Here is a 21,097-nt window from a genome sequence, read left to right on the forward strand (position 1 = left end):
GTTTGAGACCTAAACCCAGCTCGACCTCGAACGTCGACGGCAGTTTAAGGAAGCAATACTTTGAGTTTCGGCTCCGTGCATTCGATCTCGCGTGTCATCAGGCGGTCAGTAGTCGGGGCGGTGGCAGGCTTCGCGGTTTTATCGGGTGTCTGCGCGGCCAATGTGGTGGCCGATCCCGCCGATGACGCGTTGGCAAAGCTCAGCGAGCTATCTCGGCAGGCCGAGCAGACCACCGAAGCGATGCACAGCGCGCAGCTTGACCTCGGTCAGAAGCTCGCCGCCCAGCAGGCCGCCGACAAGAAGCACGCGGATGACCAGGCCGCGGTCGACGGGGCGAAGGCCCGACTGGCCACCTTCCAGAACGCCGTCAACAAACTTGCCGCCGCCACTTATATGGGTGGCCGCATCGACGGTATGGACGCCATGCTGACCGCCGAATCGCCGCAGGGGCTGATCGACACGATGGCCGTCCAGCGCGTGATGGCGACGCAAATGTCCACGCAGATGGCGAGTTTCCGGGTAGCCGGAGATCAGGCCGCCAAGGCTGAGCAGGCTTCGGCGAAGTCCGCCGCCGACGCCAAGAGCGCGGCCGAGCAGGCCGCTGCGGTGCGGGCCAGCCTGCAGTCCAAGCAGAGCCAGCTGCAGGTTCAGATCGCCGTGGTGAAGTCGCAGTACGTGTCCTTGTCGCCACAGCAGCGCACCGCACTCGCTGACCCCGGGCAGCTCCCGGCCGCCGCCCCGGCGCCCGGTGCGCCCGCACCGGACGCGTTGCCGCCCGGTGCCCCGCCGGCGCCTGGTGCGCTGCCACCCGGTGAGGCTCCGCCTCAGGGTGGAATGCCTGGACTGCCCGGAATGCCTGAAATGATGCTTCCCGGTGGTGGCGGTGGCCCCGGCGGTGACCGCGCCAACGTCGTCCAGGCGGCGCTGACCCAGGTGGGCACGCCTTACACGTGGGGCGGTGCCGCTCCGGGCGGATTCGACTGCTCCGGTTTGGTGATGTGGGCCTTCCAGCAGGCCGGTGTCTCGTTGCCGCACTCCAGCCAGGCGCTCGCGCAGGGCGGCCAGCCGGTCTCGCTGTCGGATCTGCAACCCGGCGACGTGCTGACCTTCTATTCCGACGCGTCGCACGCCGGCATCTATGTCGGTGACGGCATGATGATCCATTCGTCCACCTACGGCGTGCCGGTGCGGGTGGTGCCGATGAACTCGTCCGGCCCGATTTACGACGCCCGCCGTTACTGATCGTTTTCAACCGGGACGATTCCGTCGGCAGCGCCGGTGGCTCCCGATTCTGCTGGCCTGGGTTTTTGTTGTTGAGTTCGCCGCGGCAGCGGCTATGCCGTTCGGCGCGCGTGATGGCCGGATAAGACCCGCACAGCTGGTCGCGCCCACTCATAGCCACCCGACCCCCGCGCCGGCGCCGGTGGTCGTGGGCGACCGCGAGGTGCGATTGCTCGGTCTCGGCGATCCGGCCGCCGACCGCCTGCTGAGCCGGGTCGCCTCGGACATGGGCACCGCGGTCAACAACGTGGAGGCCTTCTGGGGAGTCGACTGGTCGCGCGATATCTCGGTGGTGGTGGCCGGCTCCGACGACCAGTTTCGCGCCGCCGCCGGCGGCGGACCGCCGTCACAGTGGGCGGATATCGCGGCGGTGGCCGTCGCCGATCAGGTCGATCCCACCCACCGGGTGGTGGTGGGCCAGCGGATCGTGTTCGCGCCGGGCGCGGCGGCGATGAGTGCATCGGCATTGCGAATTGTGTTGACGCACGAGCTTTTTCATTACGCGTCGCGCGCCGACACCGCACTCGACGCACCGCGATGGCTGGCCGAAGGCGTCGCCGATTTCGTGGCCCGGCCCAATACCCCGGTGCCGGCCGACGCGCGCTCGCAGCAGGTGTCGTTGCCGCTGGACTTCGAGCTGGACACCCCGGGGCCGCAGCGCTCACTGGCCTACGACCGCGCCTGGTGGTTCGCCCGCTTCGTCGCCGATACCTTCGGAACGCCCAAGTTGCGCGCCTACTATCTCGCCGTCTGCGGCCTGGCGCACGCCGACCCGTTCGCCGCCGCCCGCGACATACTGGGCATCGACGCGACGGGCCTGCTCGCGCGCTGGCAGCACTGGATGGTCCGCTAGCCTGACGCAGGTGAGCCGGGTCCTGCTGGTAACCAACGACTTTCCGCCGCGACGCGGCGGCATCCAGTCCTACCTGAGGGAGTTCGTCGGCCGACTGGTCGACACCGGGTCGCATTCGGTCCTGGTGTACGCGCCGCAGTGGAAGGGCGCCGACGCCTTCGATGACTCGGCTCGCGCGGCCGGCTATCAGGTGGTGCGTCATCCAAGCACGCTGATGTTGCCCGTGCCGACGGTCGATGCCCGGATGCGCCGGCTGATCGGCGAGCACGGCATCGACACCGTGTGGTTCGGCGCGGCCGCACCGCTGGCGCTGTTGGCGGCGCGCGCCCGCCAGGCCGGGGCGACGCGGGTGCTGGCCAGCACGCACGGCCATGAAGTGGGCTGGTCGATGCTTCCGGTGGCGCGCTCGGTGCTACGTCGCATCGGCGACGACACCGACGTCGTGACGTTCGTCAGCCGCTACACCCGGTCGCGGTTCGCGACGGCGTTCGGGCCCGCGGCGTCGCTGGAATACCTGCCGTCGGGGGTCGACACCGACCGATTCAGTCCCGACCCGGCCGGTCGCGAGGAGTTGCGCAACCGCTACGGGCTGGGGGAGCGGCCCACCGTCGTCTGCCTGTCCCGGCTGGTGCCGCGCAAGGGACAGGACATCCTGATCAAGGCGTTGCCGTCGATCCGGCAGCGCGTCGACGGCGCCGCCCTGGTGATCGTCGGCAGCGGTCCCTACCTCGACACCCTGCGCAAGCTGGCCCAGGACTGCGGGGTGGCCGACCACGTGACATTCACCGGCGGGGTACCGTCCGGCGAGCTACCCGCCCACTACGCAATGGCCGACGTGTTCGCGATGCCGTGTCGCACCCGCGGCGCGGGCATGGACGTCGAGGGCCTGGGCATCGTCTTTCTGGAGGCCTCGGCGACCGGCGTGCCGGTGATTGCCGGCGAGTCGGGCGGAGCCCCGGAAGCCGTGCAGCACAACAAGACCGGGCTCGTCGTCGACGGAACCTCGGTGACCAAGGTCGGCGACGCCGTCACCGAGTTGCTGACCGATCGCGACCGGGCCGCCGCGATGGGAGCGGCCGGACGCGACTGGGTGACGTCACAGTGGCGCTGGGACATCCTGGCCGCCCGGCTGGCCGAGCTGCTGCGAGCCGACGATCCGGGCCGCACCGGGGCCCGTCAGTCCTTCTCGTAGAGCGCCTCGATATCGGCGGCGAACTTCTCGGCCACCACGTTGCGCTTGACCTTCATCGTCGGGGTCAGCTCGCCGGTGTCCTCGGTGAAGTCGACCGGCAGAATGCGGAACTTGCGGATCGACTCGGCGTGCGAAACCGACAGGTTGGCCTGCTTGACCGCGGCGTCCACCTCGGCGACCAGATCCGGGTCGGCGGCCAGATCTCCCACGGAAGAGTCCGCGGGCTTGCTGTTGCGTTGCTTCCAGCCCTCGAAGGCCTCCGGGTCGATCGTGATCAACGCGCCGACAAACGGTTTGGCGTCTCCGACCACCAACGCCTGGCTGATCAGCGGGTGCGACCGCAGTTGGTCTTCCAGCACGGCGGGCGCGACGTTCTTACCGCCGGCGGTAACGATGATCTCCTTCTTACGGCCGGTGATCTTCAGGAAGCCGTCCTCGTCGAGCGAGCCCAAATCACCGGTCTTGAACCAGCCGTCGGCGAATGCCTCGCCGGTGGCCTGCTCGTTGCGCCAGTAGCCGCTGAATACCACGCCACCGCGCACCAACAGCTCGCCGTCGTCGGCGATGCGCATGCTGTTGCCCGGCAACAACGTTCCGACGGTCCCGATTTTGACCTTGCCGACCTGGTTGACCGTGATGGCCGAGCTGGTCTCGGTGAGGCCGTAGCCCTCGTGGATGGTCAGGCCCACACCCCGGTAGAAGTGACCGAGCCGTGCGCCCAGCGGTGCGCCGCCGGAGACCGACGCGTGGCAGTCGCCACCCAGCGCCGCGCGCAGCTTGTGGTAGACCAGCCGGTCGAAAAACGCGTGCTTGGCGCGCAGCAGCAGCCCGGGCCCGCCGCGGTCGTGGGCCTCGCTCCAGTCGACCGCAGTCTGCACGGCCCTTGCGAAGATCGGTCCCTTGCCGTCGGCGGCGGCGTTTTGCTCAGCCGTGTTGTAGACCTTCTCGAACACCCGGGGCACCGACACCACCACCGTCGGCTTGAACACCGCGAACATCGGCAGCAGATTCTTGATGTCGCTGGTGAAGCCCACGGTGACCTTGTTGGCGAACGCGGACAGCGTCAACGACCGGGCCAGCACGTGGGCCAGTGGCAGGAAGATCAGCAGCCGCTGCCCTTCGTCCAACAGCGTCGGGAGGCACTCCTTGGTTCCGCGGGTTTCGTAGAGCAGGTTGGCATGCGTGAGCTGGCACCCTTTCGGGCGTCCGGTGGTGCCCGAGGTGTAGATCAGTGTCGCGGGAGCTTCGGGCTGCAACGCCGCAAGCCGGGCGGTCAGCTCGTCCGGATCGACCGACGCGCCGGCCTCGATGAGCTGGTCGAGCGCCTTGGGGCCCGAACCGTCGATATGCAGCACCCGGCGCAGGGCCGGAAGTTCGCCGGTGAGCTCGGTGACCATCGCGGCGTGTGCGTCGGTTTCGGCGAACACCACCACGGCTTCCGAGTTCTCCAGCACCCAGCGCACCTGCTCGGCCGAGGAGGTCTCGTAGATCGGGACGGTGACGGCGCCGACGGACAGGATGGCCAGGTCGAGGATCGCCCACTCGTAGCGGGTGGCCGAAAAAATGGTGACCCGGTCACCGGCTTGCACGCCCAGCGAGATCAGACCCAATGCCGCGGAACGGATCTGCTTGGCGGCCTCGGCGCACGTGACGTCGGTCCACACCCCGTCGATCTGCCGCTGATAGATGACAAAGCTGGGGTCGTCGCGCTCGTGCTCGAAGACCATGGCCGCGATGTTGTCGTGCCCGCCGAGGGAGACGCGGGCAGGAACGCTGTACTCACGCACTCTTTTGACCTCGATTGATCTAGTGACCGGTGGCCGGCTTGCTGTCACCAGACTAATCGGGGATCGGCGCACCCCGGAGGCAGACGGCTGAGCAGCATCGCGCTTGCGGCGACGGGGCCGCGCAGCGCAGTTCGGCTTCGGTGTGGCCTCGCAGCGTGCGACCGATATTGATGTGTGAAGCTGACACGATGCACAGCATCCAGGTGGCGGATCAGACATATGTCGCTGCCGACGGCGCGCTGGTCGGCGCCGCGGTCGCCGACCAGTCGAGCTGGCGGCGGTGGTGGCCGGATCTGCGGCTGCAGGTCGTGGAGGATCGGGCGGAAAAGGGAATGCGCTGGACGGTCACCGGAGCGGTGACCGGCACCATGGAGATCTGGCTGGAGCCGTCGCTGGACGGGGTGGTGCTGCACTACTTCCTGCACGCCGAACCGACCGGCGTGGCGGCCTGGCAGCTGGCCAAGCTGAATCTGACGAAAATCACCCACCGCCGCCGGGTCGCGGGCAAGAAAATGGCTTTCGAGGTCAAGACGACATTAGAACGGTCACGTCCGGTCGGTGTTTCTCCGGTAGTTTGACTGCGGTCACGGTTCGCACGGGGAGTACCGTTTCGGTCCGAAGGCAGGGTGCTACCGGAGATGGCCGGGAGTGAACCCGCTTGCGTGAGAGAGGGTAGCGGCCAGGTGGCGGAGAAGACGACCCAAACCATTCACATCAAGGCAGATCCGGGCACGGTGCTGCAGGTGATTGCCGACATCGATTCGTACCCGGAGTGGATCTCGGAGTACAAGGAAGCCGAAGTGCAGGAGCGCGGCGACGACGGCTACCCGAAAACCGTGCGATTCGTGATGGACGCCGGCGTCATCAAAGACACCATGGTCATGTCCTACCAATGGCCGACCGACCACAACTCGCTGAGCTGGACCCTGGTTTCCAGCTCGCTGCTGCGTTCCCTTGAAGGGTCATATCGGTTGGCGGCCAAGGATTCTGGAACCGATGTCACCTACGAACTCTCGGTCGACCTGGCCATCCCGATGATCGGGTTGCTCAAGCGCAAGGCCGAGCGCAGGCTGACTGACACCGCTCTAAAGGATCTGAAGAAACGAGTCGAGGCTGAGTGAGTCCGCTGCACCCACCCCTCCCCTTTCCAAGGATTTTTCCGCGGCTTTTTCCAAGGCCCGGATCAGTCTCTTTGTTGGTAAGGGTGGGGTAGGAAAATCCACCCTCGCTGCTGCCACCGCGGTCTGTGATGCGATCGAGGGGCGACGCGTGCTGGTGGTCTCCACCGACCAGGCGCACTCGCTGGGCGACGTGCTCGGCATCCCCGTCCCGCCGAGTGGTCGGGGCGAGCCGGTTCGGGTGCTCGCCAATGACGCCGAGACGGGCGGCGGCTCGCTGGACGCGATGGCGCTGGACACCCTGGCCCTGCTCGAGGCCCGGTGGCACGAGGTGGTCACCGCATTGGATCGGCGGTTTCCCGAATCCGAGCTGAGCAGCATTGCCCCCGAAGAACTCTCGGCGTTGCCGGGCATCCAGGAAGTGCTTGGTCTGCACGCGGTGGGCGAGCTCGCGGCTTCCGGGCGATGGGATCGCGTCGTCGTCGACTGCGCCTCGACCGCGGACGCGTTGCGGATGCTCACCCTGCCCGCCACGTTCGGGCTTTACGTGGAGCGCGCCTGGCCGCGCCATCGCCGGCTGTCCATCACCGCCGACGACCCGCGGTCGGCCGCGGTGGTGGAACTGATCGAACGCATCAGCGTCAGCGTCGAGGGGCTCAGCGCGCTGCTGACCGACGGCGAGCTGGTCAGCGCGCACCTGGTGTTGACCCCGGAGCGAGTGGTGGCGGCCGAGGCGGTCAGGACGTTGGGTTCGTTGGCGCTGATGGGTGTGCGCGTCGAGGAGCTGATCATCAATCAGGTTCTGGTGGAGGACGAGTCCTACGAGTACCGCAATCTGCCCGAGCACCCGGCGTTCTACTGGTACGGCGAGCGCATCTCGGAGCAGCGCGCGGTGCTCGCCGAGCTCGATGCCACCATCGGCGACGTGGCGCTGGTGATGACCCCGCACTTGGCGGGCGAGCCGATCGGTCCCAAAGCGCTGGGCGGATTGCTCGACAGCGCTCGTCTTCGGCGTGGAACGGCGCCACCAGGGCCGTTGCGTCCTATTGTGGAGCTCGAGTCCGGGACGGGGCTTGGGTCGATATACCGTATGCGGCTAGCGTTGCCCCAGCTCGACCCCGGATCGCTGACATTGGGCCGGGTGGACGACGACCTGATCATCAGCGCCGGCGGGTTGCGGCGCAGGGTTCGGTTGGCGTCCGTGCTGCGGCGGTGCACGGTGCTCGACGCGCATCTGCGAGGCGGTGAGCTGACAGTTCGTTTTCGACCAGATCCGGAGGTGTGGCCCAAGTGAATACGGCGCATCCCGAACTTGGTGCAGAACTGCGCAAGCTTGCCCAGGCGATTCTGGATGGAATCGACCCCGCCGTGCGGATGGCGGCCGCAATGGCGGCGGGCAACGGAGCCGGGACCGGCAAATGCCAGCAGATCTGGTGTCCGGTGTGCGCGCTGGCCGCCCTGGCGACCGGCGATCAGCATCCGCTGCTGACCGTCGTCGCGGACCACAGCGTCGCCTTGCTGGAGGCGATCCGGGCGATCGTCGACGACATCGACCGCTCGGCGCAACCGCCTCCGGACGGGCCGCCCGGCGGCGGCGCGCCCACCGAGGACACCCCGGAAGGCGATGCCGGCGTGCGGACTCGCTACCAGCCCATCCCGGTCACCGTCGAAGACTGACCCGCACGCGTTGGATGTGGTCCCTGGCGTCACGGATGGGTACAGTTGGCGCAGAACATCGGGCGGGTTCGGGCGAGAGGGAGGGCCATGGCGTACTGGCTATTGAAGTACATCTTCCTGGGCCCGTTGCTGCAATTGCTTGGCCGGCCGAAAGTCGAAGGCCTGCATCATATTCCGGGCACGGGCCCGGTGATCCTGGCCAGTAACCACCTGGCGGTGATGGACAGCTTCTTCTTGCCGCTGGTCGTGCGCCGCCGCATCACCTTCCTGGCGAAGGCCGAATATTTCACCGGCACCGGAATCAAGGGCTGGATCAGCCGCTGGTTCTTCACCGCCGTCGGCCAGGTGCCGATCGACCGTGCCGATGCCGACGCCGCTCAGGCCGCGCTGCACACCGCGCAGCGGCTGCTGGGTGAGGGCAAGGTGATGGGCATGTACCCGGAGGGCACCCGCTCGCCCGACGGCAGGCTGTACAAGGGCAAGACCGGCCTGGCCCGGCTGGCGCTGGAGACCGGTGTGCCGGTGATTCCGGTCGCGATGATCGGTACCAACGTCGTCAATCCGCCGGGCACCACGAGGCTGCGCTTCGGGCGGGTGACCGTCCGGTTCGGCAAACCGATGGACTTCTCCCGGTTCGAGGGACTGGCCGGCAACCGTTTCATCGAGCGGGCCGTCGCCGACGAAGTCATTTACGAGCTGATGGAGTTGTCCGGTCAGGAGTACGTCGACGTTTACGCCGCGACCGTCAAGAACCGCGGCACCGACTCGACCGACCAGGGGTCGACCGACGAGGCCGCGCGAATTCCCGAAACCGCGGCCGGCTAGCCCGCGACGTTGACGTCGCTGATGAGCTGACGGCCGGCACCGGGGTCGGTGCTCGCCTGCCCATCCCGAGTGGCCATCCGGGTGGTGACGGTGAGTCCGGCGGTGACGACTAAGGCCAGCGCCCACCACACGTAGGACATCCCGAGAAGTTGACGCCACCAGTTGGCGGTCTCCTCATGATGCTTGGGCAGCAGTTCCAGCGGTGTCCAGTTCATCAGTGCCACTCCGGCGGCGGCGACCAGGGCCAGCGCGACGTTGCGGCGGCGCCAACCCAATATCGCCGTCACCAGGATCGCCGGTAGCGCCCACACCCAATGGTGTGACCACGACACCGGCGAAACCATCAACCCGAACAGGGCGACGCAGATCACCGCCAGCGTCGGCTCGCCGGCCTGCAGTACGCGTCGCATCGCCCATACGGTCAACGCCAACACGGCCAGGCACAGCCCCACCCAGAGCAGGAAACGCAGGTGCTCCCCAAGCCCGATCCGGGCCAGCGCGCCCGCGATGTTCTGATCGGTGTTCAGCGCCGCGGAGCCGATCCGATCGGTGTGGTGCACGGTGTGTGTCCAGTACTCCCACGAGTCGCTCCAGGCCAGCACGAACCCGATCAGCGTCGCCGCCACAAACGACGCCAAGGCCGTCAACGCCGAGCGGAAGTCGCGACGCACCAGGAAATAAAGCAGGAACACCGCGGGAGTGAGTTTGAGCGCGATGCCCAACCCCAGCAGCAGGCCGCGGGGCCACGGCGTGCGGCGCGGCACACAATCGGCGATCACCAACGTCATCAGCACGACGTTGATCTGGCCGAAGTCGAAGTTGGAGCTGATGGGCTCCAGCCAGATCGCGGCCGGCGCCACGATGACCACCGCCAACCACCACCGGCGCAGCCAGCCCGGCCCGGGCACCAGTGCCGAGGTGTTCCAGACGTCGAGACGGGTCAGCACGATCACCGTCGAGACGACCAGCAGCACCAGCGTCAACAGTGTGATCGCGACGCTGGCCGCGGGCATGTGCAGCCAGGCGAACGGGCAGAACACGATCGCCGCCAGCGGGGGATAGGTAAACGGCAGATTCAGCCCGATGGGTGTGTGGAACAACACATCGCCCCGGTACAGCGGACGACCGTCCAGCCAGGTCTGACCGCCCATTTGATAGATGTCGATATCGATGCGGTACGGCGTGTGCGCAAACAAGCCCCAGGCCGTGTAGCCCAGCGCCGCGGCTGCCAACAGCCACAACAGACACCACAACAACGCCCGCCCCGGTCGGCTACCCACGCCGGGAGCCTGCGAATTACTCATGTTGCAGAACAGCGTAATCGCTGCCCATCGCCGTCATGTTTGCGCAGCGCGGCTCCCGCGCTGCGGGGATCTGCGGGCGTAGGTTGCAAACGTGTTGCACTGGTTCGTGCCCAGAGTGGCCCACTGGTTCTCGCATGACATCGTCGCCGGCGGCCGGCTTCCCCTGCTGTGCTGCCTGGTCGCCTTCATCCTGACCTTTTTCGTCACCCGAACTTTCGTGCGCTTCATCCGTCACCGCGTCGCCGCCGGAAGCCCCGCCAGATGGTGGCAACCGCGCAACGTTCACATCGGGGGACTGCACATCCACCACGTGACGTTCGGGGTGGTTCTGGTGATGATCTCCGGGTTGACACTGGTGACGCTCTCGGTCAACGGGCAGGAACCCGGAAATACTTTGGTTTCAATATTCTTCGGGATCGGTGCGGCGCTGGTGCTCGATGAATACGCATTGATCCTGCACCTGTCCGACGTCTACTGGGAAGAGGACGGCCGCACCTCGGTGGACGCGGTCTTTGCCGCCGTGGCGGTGGCCGGATTGTTGATCATGGGGTTGCACCCGTTGATGTTTTTCTTCCCGTTCGCCCATGGCACCGATTCGTTCGCATGGCACGCCGCGGTCCTCGGCGCGATGGTGATGACGCTGCCGCTGGCGGTGGTGGTGGTCCTCAAGGGCAAGGTGTGGACCGGTCTGCTCGGCATGTTCATCGTCGTGCTGCTGGTCATCGGCGCGATCCGGCTGTCGCGCCCGCATGCCCCGTGGGCCCGCTGGCGATACACCACCCAGCCGGACCGAATGCGGCGCGCCCTGGAGCGGGAACGCAAATGGCGCCGGCCCGTCGTGCAGGCCAAGCTGTGGTTGCAGTGCGCGATCGCCGGCACGCCGCGGCTGCCCGACGAACGCATGGTCGACGCCCAGCTCGACCACGACGTACATCCCGCGCCGCCGCCCGAGGGAACCGAGCCCATCCTGATCGGCAGATAGCCTGCTTCTAGGCTTTCGGGGTGCGGTACTTCTACGACACCGAATTCATCGAGGACGGCCGCACCATCGAGCTGATCTCGATCGGGGTGGTCGCCGAAGACGGCCGCGAGTACTACGCCGTGTCCACGGAATTCGATCCCGAGCGCGCCGGTGCCTGGGTGCGCGCCAACGTGCTGCCCAAGCTGCCGCCGCCGGCATCGCAGTTGTGGCGCTCGCGCAAGCAGATTCGTCAGGATCTGGAGGAGTTTTTCGGCATCTCCGGTGCGCAGCGTTCCGGAGAGATCGAGCTGTGGGCCTGGGTGGGGGCCTATGACCACGTTGCGCTTTGCCAACTGTGGGGCACCATGCCCGGCCTCCCGAAATCGATACCCCGCTTCACCCGGGAGCTGCGGCAGCTGTGGGAGGACCGTGGATCGCCACGGTTGCCGCCGCGACCCCGCGACGTTCACGATGCGCTGGTCGATGCCCGCGATCAGTGGCGCCGATATCGGCTGATAGTGTCCGGCGACGATGCGGGCGCCGAAGCGACCCGTTAAGCAGCCCCAGCCGCGCTGGGGGTACCGGCCGGGGCCAGTACGCAACTGGCGTTAGCCCTGGCTGGCCACAGATATCATGGACCGATGAACTGGACCGTCGACATTCCGATCGATCAGCTGCCGGACTTGCCGCCGCTGCCCGCTGACTTGCGGACTCGGCTGGATGCTGCCCTGGCTAAGCCGGCCGCTCAGCAGCCGTCCTGGCCCGAAGATGAGGCCGCGGCGATGCGCACGGTCCTGGAAAGCGTTCCGCCCGTTACGGTGCCGTCCGAGATCGTCCGGCTGCAGGATCAGCTCGCCCAGGTCGCCAAGGGTGAGGCGTTCCTGCTGCAGGGCGGTGACTGCGCCGAGACGTTCGTCGACAACACCGAACCCCACATCCGCGGCAATGTGCGCACCCTGTTGCAGATGGCGGTGGTGCTGACGTACGGCGCCAGCCTGCCGGTGGTCAAGGTGGCCCGCATCGCCGGTCAGTACGCCAAGCCCCGGTCGGCCGACATCGACGCGATCGGCCTGAAGTCCTACCGCGGCGACATGATCAACGGCTTCGCCCCGGATGCCGCCGCGCGCGAGCACGACCCGTCGCGGCTGGTGCGCGCCTACGCCAACGCCAGCGCCGCGATGAACCTGATGCGGGCGCTGACCTCGTCGGGGCTGGCATCGCTGCACGGGGTCCATGACTGGAACCGGGAATTCGTCCGGACCTCGCCGGCCGGCGCCCGTTACGAGGCGTTGGCTGCCGAGATCGATCGCGCGCTGAGCTTCATGAGCGCCTGTGGCGTGGCCGACCGCAATCTGCAAACCGCCGAGATCTACGCCAGCCACGAGGCTTTGGTGCTCGACTACGAGCGCGCCATGCTGCGGTTGTCGGAAAGCGAGGACGGCGTTCCGCAGCTGTATGACCTGTCGGCGCACACCGTGTGGATCGGCGAGCGGACGCGGCAGCTCGACGGCGCGCACATCGCGTTCGCCGAGGTGATCGCCAACCCGATCGGCGTCAAGATCGGCCCCACCATGACCCCGGAGCTGGCGGTCGAATACGTCGAGCGGCTGGACCCGCACAACAAGCCGGGCCGGCTGACATTGGTGAGCAGGCTGGGCAACAACAAGGTGCGCGACGTGCTGCCGCCGATCGTCGAGAAGGTTCAGGCCGCCGGCCACCAGGTGATCTGGCAGTGCGACCCGATGCACGGCAACACCCATGAGTCGTCCACCGGGTACAAGACCCGCCACTTCGACCGCATCGTCGACGAGGTGCAGGGCTTCTTCGAGGTGCATCGCGCGCTGGGTACGCATCCGGGTGGCATCCACGTCGAGATCACCGGCGAGAACGTCACCGAATGTTTGGGTGGCGCGCAAGACATTTCGGACCACGACCTGGGCGGCCGCTACGAGACCGCGTGTGACCCGCGGCTGAACACCCAGCAGTCGCTGGAGTTGGCGTTCCTGGTCGCGGAGATGCTGCGCGACTGACCGTCGCCCTAGTGGCCGGCAACCGTGGATGGTTCCGTTTGATGGTGTTCGCGGACGGCCGCTGCGCCCCCGACGAAGGCCGTGACTGCCCGGTTAACCGGAAGAAGCGTTCGGTCACGGTTGTCGTGGGCAAGGCTCACAACAGGCCGGTCAGATTGCTGCCGACCGTCCATCCCGCCGTGGCGATCAGACCGGTGAGCGCGAGCACGAGCGCCAACCAGATCAGCACCATGCGGCGGGCGTGCTGACGTGCGAGGGCGAATTCGCTCATCGCGATACCGGCGAATTCGCCCGAGACAGACTCGTATTCGTATTCGTCGTCGGGTTCGGAGTCGACCTCGGCCTTGGGCGCCGACTCCGGCCAATCCCCGGGGCCGCGCGTGAATTGGCGAGTGGGCTGGTGCACCGGCGCCTTCGCGGACGGTGGTTGTGCGGCGGGCCGCTGGGCGCTGATCTGGCTGTGGTGCAGCGCCGCCGACCGGTGCTGGGCGGAGTTGCGCGGTGCCGGCACCCGGAAGTCGGGCAGGTCCAGTTCTTCGGCGATCGCGTCCACTTCGGCGGCCATCTCGATCGCGTCGGCGTACCGGTCGGCGGGGTCGCGGGCCGTTGCGCACGCCACGAAATCGTCGAATTGCGCAGGCACACCCTCGATTACGGTGCTGGGGCGTGGCACATCGTTGTCCAGTCGCTGGTAAGCGACCGACAGCGGGGAATCGCCGGTGAACGGCGCACCGCCGGTCAGCAGCTCGTAGGTGAGGATCCCGGCGGAGTAGACATCGCTGCGCGGACCGGCGTTTCCGTCGCGCACCTGTTCGGGCGACAGATAGGCCGCGGTGCCCAGAATGACGCTGGTGGAGGTGATTCCGGCGGCCGCGACCGCGCGGACCAATCCGAAGTCGGCGATTTTCACGTCGCCGTCGTCGGAGATCAGCACGTTCTCGGGTTTGACATCGCGATGCACCAGCCCGGCGCGGTGGGCGGCGGCCAGCCCGCCCAGCACCGGGCGCAGCACCGCCACCACGGCATGCGGCGGCATCGGGCCGCGTTCGGCCAGCAGCTCCCGCAGGGTGCCGCCCTCGATGAGCTCCATCACCAAAAACGGGTGCCGCGCGTCCATGCCCTGGTCGTAGACCGCGACCAGGCCCGGGTCCTTCAGCCGGGCGACCGTGCGGGCCTCGAGTTGGAAGCGGGTCAGGAACTGACTGTCGCCGGCATAGCGCGAGTCCATCACCTTCAGCGCGACCGGGCGGTCGAGTCGGAGGTCGAGGCCGCGGTACACCGTCGAGGTGCCGCCGCTGGCGATCTTGCCCTGGACCAGGTAGCGGCCATCCAGCAGCGTGCTGTCCAACGGATCTCCCGTCCCGGCTCTGGTCACGGGGCCATCGTAGGTGCGGGCTTGCGATTGGTGAGGAGAACATCCGCTCAACGCGCCTACACACCGCAGTGTCGGGGCCCTACACTTGCGCGGTGGGCAGTATCCCGGTCGGCGACGATGTCTTGGACCCCGACGAGCCAACCTACGACCTGCCCCGGGTCGCCGAATTGCTCGGCGTTCCGGTGAGCAAGGTGCAGCAGCAGCTGCGAGAAGGCCATCTGGTCGCGGTGCGCCGCGCCGGGGGTGTGGTGATACCGCAGGTGTTCTTCACCAACACCGGTGAGGTCGTCAAGAGTCTGCCGGGGTTGTTGACGATTCTGCACGACGGCGGCTATCACGAAACCGAGATCGTGCGCTGGTTGTTCACCCCCGATTCGTCGTTGACGATCAGGCGTGACGGCACTCCGGACGCCATCAGCAATGGCCGCCCGGTGGACGCGCTGCATGCCCACCAGGCACGGGAAATCGTGCGCCGGGCCCAGGCCATGGCGTACTAAGCGGCGAGAGGTTCTTCGGCCTGCTCAACGCGTGCTTCCGGCGCCCGGGACAGCGTGTACCAGGCAACCAGCGCGGACACGGTGGCCATCGAAAAGTGCAGCCACGAATACATGCCGTGCGATCCGTCGGGCTTGAAGATCAGCATGGCCCAGGTCGAGAGACCGGCGATGATGGCGATCGCCCGTCGCGACTGGGCCAGCGGGGAAGCCACCGCCAGCGGCCACGAGTAGTACCACGGCAGGGCGGCGGGCACGAACAGCACCACGATCAGCATCGACCACGCCATCCCGGTCAGCGCGGCCCGGTCGTCGCGCCGGAACCGCCACCACAACAGCGGCAGTGACACCGCGATGATCCCGATTCCGATGTAGCGGGTGATCCGCAGCGTGGCGTAGAAGTCGACCGGGACAAACCCGTTGAACAGGAAGTGAATAACGTTTGCCGCCGCGGTCGGCACGGTCAGCCAGTTGATGATCTTCACCGATCCGGCCAGCGCGGTCAGCCACCCCAGACCGACACCGGCCACCACGGACAAGACAGCGAAGACCACGACGAAGATCACCAGGCCCAGCGCGGTGGCCGTCGCAAATGCCCGGGCCGGCCGATATCCCCGTTGGTCGCGCAGATGCCGCATCCATACCCACACCAGAAACGGCAACGACAGTCCGGCGGTGGCTTTGACCGCGACCGCGACCGTGACCAGGGTGACGCCCAGGGTGTGGCGGCCCTGGAAGGTCAGCGCGATCCCGGCGGTCATCAGACCCACCATCAGCATCTCGTTGTGCACCCCGCCCATCAGGTGGATCAACACCAGAGGGTTGAGAACACAGATCCACAGCGCGGTTGCGCCGCTGGTGCCGATGTGGTGGGCCAGTCGGGGAGCGGCCCAGATCAACAGGGCCAGCCCGGGCAGCATGCACAAACGCAGCAGCATGGTCCCGACGATCACGTGATTGCCGACCACCATCGTGACGAGCTTGGCAATGAGGATGAACACCGGACCATATGGCGCGGTGGTGATGGACCAAATTGGACTTACGTTGTCCAGCAACACATTCGGGTTGGCCACCGGTCCGACGGCGTAGGGATCGAAGCCGTCGCGCAGCAGTGCGCCCTGGGCCAGATAGGAATAGGTGTCGCGGCTGAAGACCGGCACCGAGGCCAGCAACGGGACCAACCAGAAGCCGGTGGTCGCGCGCATCATGAATTCGGTGGTTTCGCCGGCAATGACGTGGCGGCCCAGTGCCAGCCAGGCGACCAGCATCAGCGCCACGCCCACCCACAACACAATTGACGACAGCACCAGCCCGTGACCAAAGCGCAGCCAGGACATGTGGATCGACTCGAGCAGGGGGTCGTGTGGCTTTGTGCTTCCCGCACCTAGCCCGCCCACGGTGATCAGCATCGAGCCCAGGAAGCCCAGCTTTGCCGGCCGCGCCGCCGGCGTGGCGGAGAAAGCCCTCAGCAGTGAAAGATGCTCGGCAACATAGCTTTTCGCCGTCGACGAGCCGGTTGCGGGTGGGTGAATGGTCATCGGCTCAGGCGGACCGGTTGGTGGCCATCCTGGCCAGTTCTGACAGCCCCGCCTTGGCCGGCGCGTTGATGGCTGCGGCCGCCAGCGCGTCCAGCGCCCGCTGGGTGAGCGTGGCGATGCGTTGTTCGGCGGCGGCCAGGGCGCCCACCGACTCGATGACGTCGCGCAGTTCGCCCACTTGGGTATCGGTCAACGGCGCACCGATCGAGGTCCGCAATAGGTTGGCCGCCTGGGGATCTGACTTGTCCGCCAACTCCATTGCCTCGGCCAGCAGCACGGTGCGCTTGCCGGATCGCAAATCATCACCGGACGGCTTGCCCGTCACCGCCGGATCCCCGAACACGCCCAGCACGTCGTCGCGTAGCTGGAAGGCCACCCCGAGGTCGGTCCCGAACTGGCCGAAGACGGCTTGCACATCCGGCCGGTCGGCGGCGACGGCGGCGCCGAGCTGCAGCGGCCGCGTCACCGTGTAGCAGGCGGTCTTGAACGTGTCGACGTTCATCGCCGACGCGATCGACTCCGCGGCGCTGGCCTCGGCGACGATGTCGAGGTACTGCCCGCCAAGCACCTCGGTGCGGATATCCGCCCAGACGCGTTGGACGCGGCGTTGCGCCTCCGGTGACAGGTCGGCCCCGAACACGATGTCGTCGGCCCAAGCCAGTGCCAGGTCACCCAGCAGGATGGCGGCCGAAATCCCGAACCGTTCCGCGGAGCCCCGCCAATTACGGCTTCGGTGCAGCGCGGCGAAGTGGACGTGGACCGTCGGCTTGCCGCGGCGGGTGGAGGAGTCGTCGATGACGTCGTCATGCACCAGCGCGCAGGCGTGCAGCAGCTCCAGCGCCGAAAACAGCAGCAGCGCTTCCGGATTGGGCTCGGCGTCTGCCACCGCGCGCCATCCCCAATACGCGAAGGCGGGCCGCATTCGTTTGCCGCCGCCCAGCACAAAGTCTTCCAGAGCTGCGATCAACGTGGCGTAGTCGCTACCGATGTAAGCGGTCTCGCCGCGCCGCTCGTGCAAGTATCGGCGAAGTTGGTCGGCAATGGCGCCGGTCAACTCGACGGTTGCCGCTGTTGCCGCTGCTTGGACGCTCAGCGCGGCGCCCCTTTCTGCTCGGCATGCTCCGGGTGATCTTAGGCCCGACCAGTGTATTCGCCGCGATGGCGGGGTCCATTTCTAGATGACTCGGGCACCATTGTGACCCAGGTTGCTTCGACTAGCTCACTATCGCGCCCCTATGCTTGGCGAGGTGCGATTCGTCCGATGCAGAGGAGCCGCGTGAGTCTCAACACCATCGCGCTCGAGCTGGTGCCGCCGAACGCGGACGAGGGTCGGGAACGGGCCCTTGATGAGGCGCGGAAGGTAGTGCGGTACTCGGCGGAATCCGGGCTTGACGGCCGCATCCGTCACGTGATGATTCCCGGCATTATCGCCGAGGACGACGACCGTCCGGTTCCGATGAAGCCGAAGCTGGACGTGCTGGACTTCTGGTCCGTCATCAAGCCCGAGTTGCCGGGGATCACCGGCCTGTGCACGCAGGTCACCGCCTTCATGGACGAATCGTCGCTGCGCCGGCGGCTCACCGGCCTGACCGACGCCGGAATGGAAGGCGTGGTGTTCGTCGGCGTCCCGCGCACGATGAACGACGGCGAGGGCTCGGGGGTTGCGCCGACCGATGCCTTGTCGATCTATCGCGATCTGTTGGCCAATCGCGGCGTGATCCTGATCCCCACCCGGGAGGGCGAACACGGCCGGTTCAACTTCAAGTGCGACCAGGGCGCCACCTACGGCATGACCCAGTTGCTGTATTCCGACGCGATCGTGGGCTTTTTGTCCGAGTTCGCCAAGACCACCGATCACCGGCCGGAGATCCTGCTGTCATTCGGCTTCGTGCCGAAGATGGAGAGCAAGACCGGCCTGATCAACTGGCTCATTCAGGACCCCGGCAACGCCGCGGTGGCCGACGAGCAGGAGTTCGTCAAAAAGCTGACCGGCAGCGAACCGCCTCAGAAGCGCCAGTTGATGCTCGACCTGTACAAGCGTGTGGTGGACGGCGTCGCCGAGCTCGGCTTTCCGCTGAGCATCCATCTGGAGGCGACCTACGGTCTGTCCGGGCCGGCGTTCGAGACCTTCGCCGAGATGATCGACTACTGGTCTCCGGCCCAGCGCGTCTAGCCCGCTCGGCGACGATGCAGGCCGGGACGGCCTGAGGAGGAGTCGAGCAAATCTAGCTGGGCGGCTGCTTGCGGGGTGTGGTGAACCGCTCGGAGCGGTCCCGGCTCATCCAGGCCAGCAGCGCGACCACGCCGGCCGCCGCAAAGGACGCGATGCCCAGCCATACGCCCGCGCCGGTGAAGGAACGGGTGTTGGGGTCGGTGTAGCGGGCCTGGGCGGTCATCGTGCTCACCACGCCCGGCTTGAGCTTCCACGACACCGCATCGGGATCGACGCGGTCGCCGTTGGTCGACGTCACGACGCCGGGAAAGGCGACGGTCAGCTCGATGTCGGCCTCCGGATCGGTCACCGACGTCAGATCCGCCCGGCCTTCCAGGATCACCACGTTGCCGTTGCGGCGCAGCGACACATTCACGCCGGCGGCGTCGGAGTTCATGTTGGCCAGCTGCGGCAACTCGCCGAACGTCAAATCGGAGAACACCGCCTGCGACCCGACGTAGCCGTCGCTGTCGTAATTCGACACCGCGACTTTCTGGTTGAACGCCAAGTTGTTGGTGTCGAGCTGTGGGCCGGTGTCCTTGGGAGTTTTCGGTTTGGCCGCGGCGATGATCTCCCCGGACACCAGGTCGTCGGGCGAGATGGTGAGTGAGGCTCTGGCCCGCAGGCATCCGGTTGCCAGGGGAACCAGCAGCATCAGCATGGCGATGGCGAGTACGCGGCGCCGCCGGGCAGTGAACCCGCGGGCAGGACGTGGGGGAGAGCTGGCGCGCACCAGGTCATCGTGCCAGATCCGGTGTGTCGCATCGGCACGTCATCGGCTTGCGGGGTCGGCGCGTCGTCCGGCGGGCACCGGTGTCGTCGTGCTGCTAGAGCGGCAGTGGGCGGCCCAGGATCGCGAATGCCCGTGGGTCACCGGCGAAGTGGTAGCGACGGATGATGTCGTTGAAGCCCAAACGCCGGTAAAGCCGCCACGCGCGGTTGTCCTCGCCGTTGGTTTCTGGCGTGGAGAGCAGGACGTTGCGCTCGCCGCGACCGGCGAGCAGCCGGCGGGCCAATGCCTCGCCGACGCCGCGGCCCTGGGCGCGCGGATGGATATGCAGTTCGGTCAACTCGAAATAGCTATTCATCAGTTGCGCGATCTCCTGGGGTGGCGAGCCACCGCGTTGTAACCCCAGGACAACCTGTTGCTGCCACCACTGCCCGGGCGCCCCGGGGTAGCCATAGGCCACGCCCAGCAACGGCGCATCGCTCAGTTCCGACGCCGACGGCACAGCACCGCCTTCGGCGGCATCCGCTTCTACCGCGGCGGCTGCCTGCCACCCATGCCGGCGGATGTGCTCGAGCCACATGGCGGCGCGCTGGTTCTCGGTGCCCGGCGGGTATCGCATCGCGTTGACGTACACCCTCAGGGCGTCCTTGAGACGGCGCTCCATATCGTTCGGCGGCAGATCGATGAGGAATATCGGCAACTCGCGGTGTCCTCCTCGTCCCAATGATCCGGCCACACGTCCTTACCGCCGTGCGGCGGTGCGGCGGCCCGTTGCCCGTATCGCCATTATCGGGTCCGAGGGTGATCGACCGACGGGTGGTGGCGGCAACCGGCCGGTGACTCCGCACGTTTCGGCAAGGGTGTTGTAACGCATCGCCGTTGCCGCCCGATGATTGTCGGGAAGTAACGGAGATAGAATCGCGGTCGAACCAGTGGTACGGGTCAGATTGACCTCGTATCATTGGACTTAGTTGCCCCTACAATGGGCATCCGCGTGCTATCGATAGTTACGTGTCAACTGTCGGCAAGGAGGGACGAATGCCACTCTCCGATCATGAGCAGCGAATGCTCGACCAGATCGAGAGCGCTCTCTACGCCGAGGATCCCAAGTTCGCGTCGAGCGTACGTGGTGGGGGGCTTCGCGCACCGACCGCGCGGCGCCGCCTGCAGGGGGCGGCGCTGTTCGTTACTGGTCTGGCGATGCTGGTTTCCGGCGTCGCGTTCAAGGCCACCATGATTGGCAGCTTCCCGATTCTCAGCGTCGTTGGCTTCATCGTGATGTTCGGCGGCGTGGTGTATGCCATCACCGGTCGGCGGTTGCCCGGCCGGGTGGACCATTCCGGGCCGGCGCAGGGCCCGCGCCAACGTCGCAATAAGGGTGGCGGGGGCTCGTTCACGAGCCGCATGGAGGATCGCTTCCGCCGCCGCTTCGACCAGTAGCGCAACACTAAACACGCAGACGGTAAGGGGTAGCCGCAACGGCTGCCCCTTGTTTTTGTGCTCTGGAGCCCGATTTGAGGCGCAATCGTGGCCGAGTTGAGCCCCACTCCGCCCCACCTGGCCGCCCCACTTCACCCCACCCGCACCTTTTCGGGTCCTGAGATGCGGTTTCTCAACGCCCCATGCGGGTCCTGAAGTGGCGGTCGGCAGACGCCACGCGGTGTGCTGTGGCAAACGATCTGCAAAACACCGCCACGACACTCCTTTTATGGGGCTGGGT

At 66.9% G+C, this 21,097-nt stretch carries 20 protein-coding genes and 1 pseudogene; 14 read left to right on the forward strand and 7 right to left on the reverse strand.

Features of this window, described 5'->3' with window-relative positions; all coding sequences use genetic code 11:
- Positions 1 to 60: 60 nt before the first annotated feature.
- From ripC to pimB, 3 genes are all read left to right on the forward strand, one after another.
- On the forward strand, positions 61 to 1,242 hold the full coding sequence (gene ripC / locus ACTXG5_RS16970) for a peptidoglycan hydrolase RipC (protein WP_445159907.1): 1,182 nt from the start codon (positions 61 to 63) through the stop codon (positions 1,240 to 1,242).
- A 94-nt stretch (positions 1,243 to 1,336) separates the two neighbouring features.
- The gene (locus ACTXG5_RS16975) at positions 1,337 to 2,134 is read left to right on the forward strand and encodes a hypothetical protein (protein ID WP_445159908.1); all 798 of its coding nucleotides are present in this window, start codon (positions 1,337 to 1,339) and stop codon (positions 2,132 to 2,134) included.
- A 10-nt stretch (positions 2,135 to 2,144) separates the two neighbouring features.
- Positions 2,145 to 3,326, forward strand: coding sequence for a GDP-mannose-dependent alpha-(1-6)-phosphatidylinositol monomannoside mannosyltransferase (gene pimB / locus ACTXG5_RS16980; protein ID WP_445159909.1), 1,182 nt, complete (start codon positions 2,145 to 2,147; stop codon positions 3,324 to 3,326).
- Here the strand turns inward: pimB and ACTXG5_RS16985 are convergent.
- Positions 3,311 to 5,113, reverse strand: coding sequence for an AMP-dependent synthetase/ligase (locus ACTXG5_RS16985; protein WP_445159910.1), 1,803 nt, complete (start codon positions 5,111 to 5,113; stop codon positions 3,311 to 3,313). The two genes, pimB and ACTXG5_RS16985, sit on opposite strands and share 16 nt — an antisense overlap.
- A 188-nt stretch (positions 5,114 to 5,301) precedes the next feature.
- Between ACTXG5_RS16985 and ACTXG5_RS16990 the strand changes: the two genes are divergently transcribed.
- From ACTXG5_RS16990 to ACTXG5_RS17010, 5 genes are all read left to right on the forward strand, one after another.
- On the forward strand, positions 5,302 to 5,691 hold the full coding sequence (locus ACTXG5_RS16990; protein ID WP_445159911.1) for a polyketide cyclase / dehydrase and lipid transport: 390 nt from the start codon (positions 5,302 to 5,304) through the stop codon (positions 5,689 to 5,691).
- A 105-nt stretch (positions 5,692 to 5,796) separates the two neighbouring features.
- Positions 5,797 to 6,234 (forward strand): SRPBCC family protein, encoded by a 438-nt coding sequence (locus ACTXG5_RS16995; RefSeq protein ID WP_445159912.1) that lies wholly within the window; start codon positions 5,797 to 5,799, stop codon positions 6,232 to 6,234.
- 61 nt (positions 6,235 to 6,295) lie between these two features.
- Complete coding sequence (locus ACTXG5_RS17000; protein WP_445164463.1) at positions 6,296 to 7,525, forward strand: ArsA family ATPase; 1,230 nt, start codon at positions 6,296 to 6,298, stop codon at positions 7,523 to 7,525.
- On the forward strand, positions 7,522 to 7,908 hold the full coding sequence (locus ACTXG5_RS17005; RefSeq protein ID WP_445159913.1) for a hypothetical protein: 387 nt from the start codon (positions 7,522 to 7,524) through the stop codon (positions 7,906 to 7,908). Before ACTXG5_RS17000 ends, ACTXG5_RS17005 begins: the two co-directional genes overlap by 4 nt.
- Positions 7,909 to 7,995: 87 nt before the next feature.
- The gene (locus tag ACTXG5_RS17010; RefSeq protein WP_445159914.1) at positions 7,996 to 8,733 is read left to right on the forward strand and encodes a lysophospholipid acyltransferase family protein; all 738 of its coding nucleotides are present in this window, start codon (positions 7,996 to 7,998) and stop codon (positions 8,731 to 8,733) included.
- Positions 8,734 to 8,758: 25 nt separating this feature from the next.
- Here the strand turns inward: ACTXG5_RS17010 and ACTXG5_RS17015 are convergent.
- Positions 8,759 to 10,037: pseudogene (locus tag ACTXG5_RS17015) on the reverse strand (glycosyltransferase 87 family protein); the annotation flags it as partial.
- Between the two features lie 91 nt (positions 10,038 to 10,128).
- On the opposite strand from ACTXG5_RS17015, the gene ACTXG5_RS17020 reads away from it, so the two are divergent.
- From ACTXG5_RS17020 to ACTXG5_RS17030, 3 genes are all read left to right on the forward strand, one after another.
- Complete coding sequence (locus tag ACTXG5_RS17020; RefSeq protein WP_445159915.1) at positions 10,129 to 11,019, forward strand: hypothetical protein; 891 nt, start codon at positions 10,129 to 10,131, stop codon at positions 11,017 to 11,019.
- Between the two features lie 20 nt (positions 11,020 to 11,039).
- Positions 11,040 to 11,555 (forward strand): polyadenylate-specific 3'-exoribonuclease AS, encoded by a 516-nt coding sequence (locus ACTXG5_RS17025; protein ID WP_445159916.1) that lies wholly within the window; start codon positions 11,040 to 11,042, stop codon positions 11,553 to 11,555.
- An 84-nt stretch (positions 11,556 to 11,639) separates the two neighbouring features.
- Positions 11,640 to 13,028, forward strand: a complete 1,389-nt coding sequence (locus ACTXG5_RS17030) for a class II 3-deoxy-7-phosphoheptulonate synthase (protein ID WP_445159917.1) — start codon at positions 11,640 to 11,642, stop codon at positions 13,026 to 13,028.
- A 136-nt stretch (positions 13,029 to 13,164) separates the two neighbouring features.
- Here the strand turns inward: ACTXG5_RS17030 and ACTXG5_RS17035 are convergent, their stop codons facing one another.
- A complete protein-coding gene (locus ACTXG5_RS17035) occupies positions 13,165 to 14,403 on the reverse strand; it encodes a protein kinase domain-containing protein (RefSeq protein WP_445159918.1) in 1,239 nt (412 codons plus the stop codon).
- Between the two features lie 92 nt (positions 14,404 to 14,495).
- Here ACTXG5_RS17035 and ACTXG5_RS17040 point away from each other — a divergent pair, with 92 nt between their 5' ends.
- Entirely contained in the window at positions 14,496 to 14,900 is a 405-nt protein-coding gene (locus tag ACTXG5_RS17040; protein WP_445159919.1) for an Rv2175c family DNA-binding protein, read from the forward strand.
- Here ACTXG5_RS17040 and ACTXG5_RS17045 read toward each other — a convergent pair.
- Both ACTXG5_RS17045 and idsA2 read right to left on the reverse strand, forming a co-directional pair.
- Entirely contained in the window at positions 14,897 to 16,435 is a 1,539-nt protein-coding gene (locus ACTXG5_RS17045) for an alpha-(1->6)-mannopyranosyltransferase A (protein WP_445159920.1), read from the reverse strand. The genes ACTXG5_RS17040 and ACTXG5_RS17045 overlap by 4 nt on opposite strands.
- Positions 16,436 to 16,439: 4 nt before the next feature.
- Positions 16,440 to 17,489: a bifunctional (2E,6E)-farnesyl/geranyl diphosphate synthase gene (gene idsA2 / locus ACTXG5_RS17050; RefSeq protein WP_445159921.1), complete on the reverse strand. Its 1,050-nt coding sequence runs from the start codon at positions 17,487 to 17,489 to the stop codon at positions 16,440 to 16,442.
- A gap of 222 nt (positions 17,490 to 17,711) precedes the next feature.
- Between idsA2 and ACTXG5_RS17055 the strand changes: the two genes are divergently transcribed.
- The gene (locus tag ACTXG5_RS17055; RefSeq protein WP_445159922.1) at positions 17,712 to 18,608 is read left to right on the forward strand and encodes a mycobacterial-type methylenetetrahydrofolate reductase; all 897 of its coding nucleotides are present in this window, start codon (positions 17,712 to 17,714) and stop codon (positions 18,606 to 18,608) included.
- A gap of 52 nt (positions 18,609 to 18,660) precedes the next feature.
- On the opposite strand, the gene ACTXG5_RS17060 is transcribed toward ACTXG5_RS17055, so the two are convergent.
- On the reverse strand, positions 18,661 to 19,308 hold the full coding sequence (locus tag ACTXG5_RS17060; RefSeq protein ID WP_445164464.1) for an LppM family (lipo)protein: 648 nt from the start codon (positions 19,306 to 19,308) through the stop codon (positions 18,661 to 18,663).
- Positions 19,309 to 19,474: 166 nt separating this feature from the next.
- Complete coding sequence (locus ACTXG5_RS17065; protein ID WP_445164465.1) at positions 19,475 to 20,077, reverse strand: GNAT family N-acetyltransferase; 603 nt, start codon at positions 20,075 to 20,077, stop codon at positions 19,475 to 19,477.
- Between the two features lie 338 nt (positions 20,078 to 20,415).
- Here ACTXG5_RS17065 and ACTXG5_RS17070 point away from each other — a divergent pair, with 338 nt between their 5' ends.
- Positions 20,416 to 20,817 (forward strand): DUF3040 domain-containing protein, encoded by a 402-nt coding sequence (locus tag ACTXG5_RS17070; RefSeq protein ID WP_445159923.1) that lies wholly within the window; start codon positions 20,416 to 20,418, stop codon positions 20,815 to 20,817.
- Positions 20,818 to 21,097: the final 280 nt, after the last annotated feature.

Source organism: Mycobacterium sp. Dal123C01 (genome assembly GCF_052566995.1).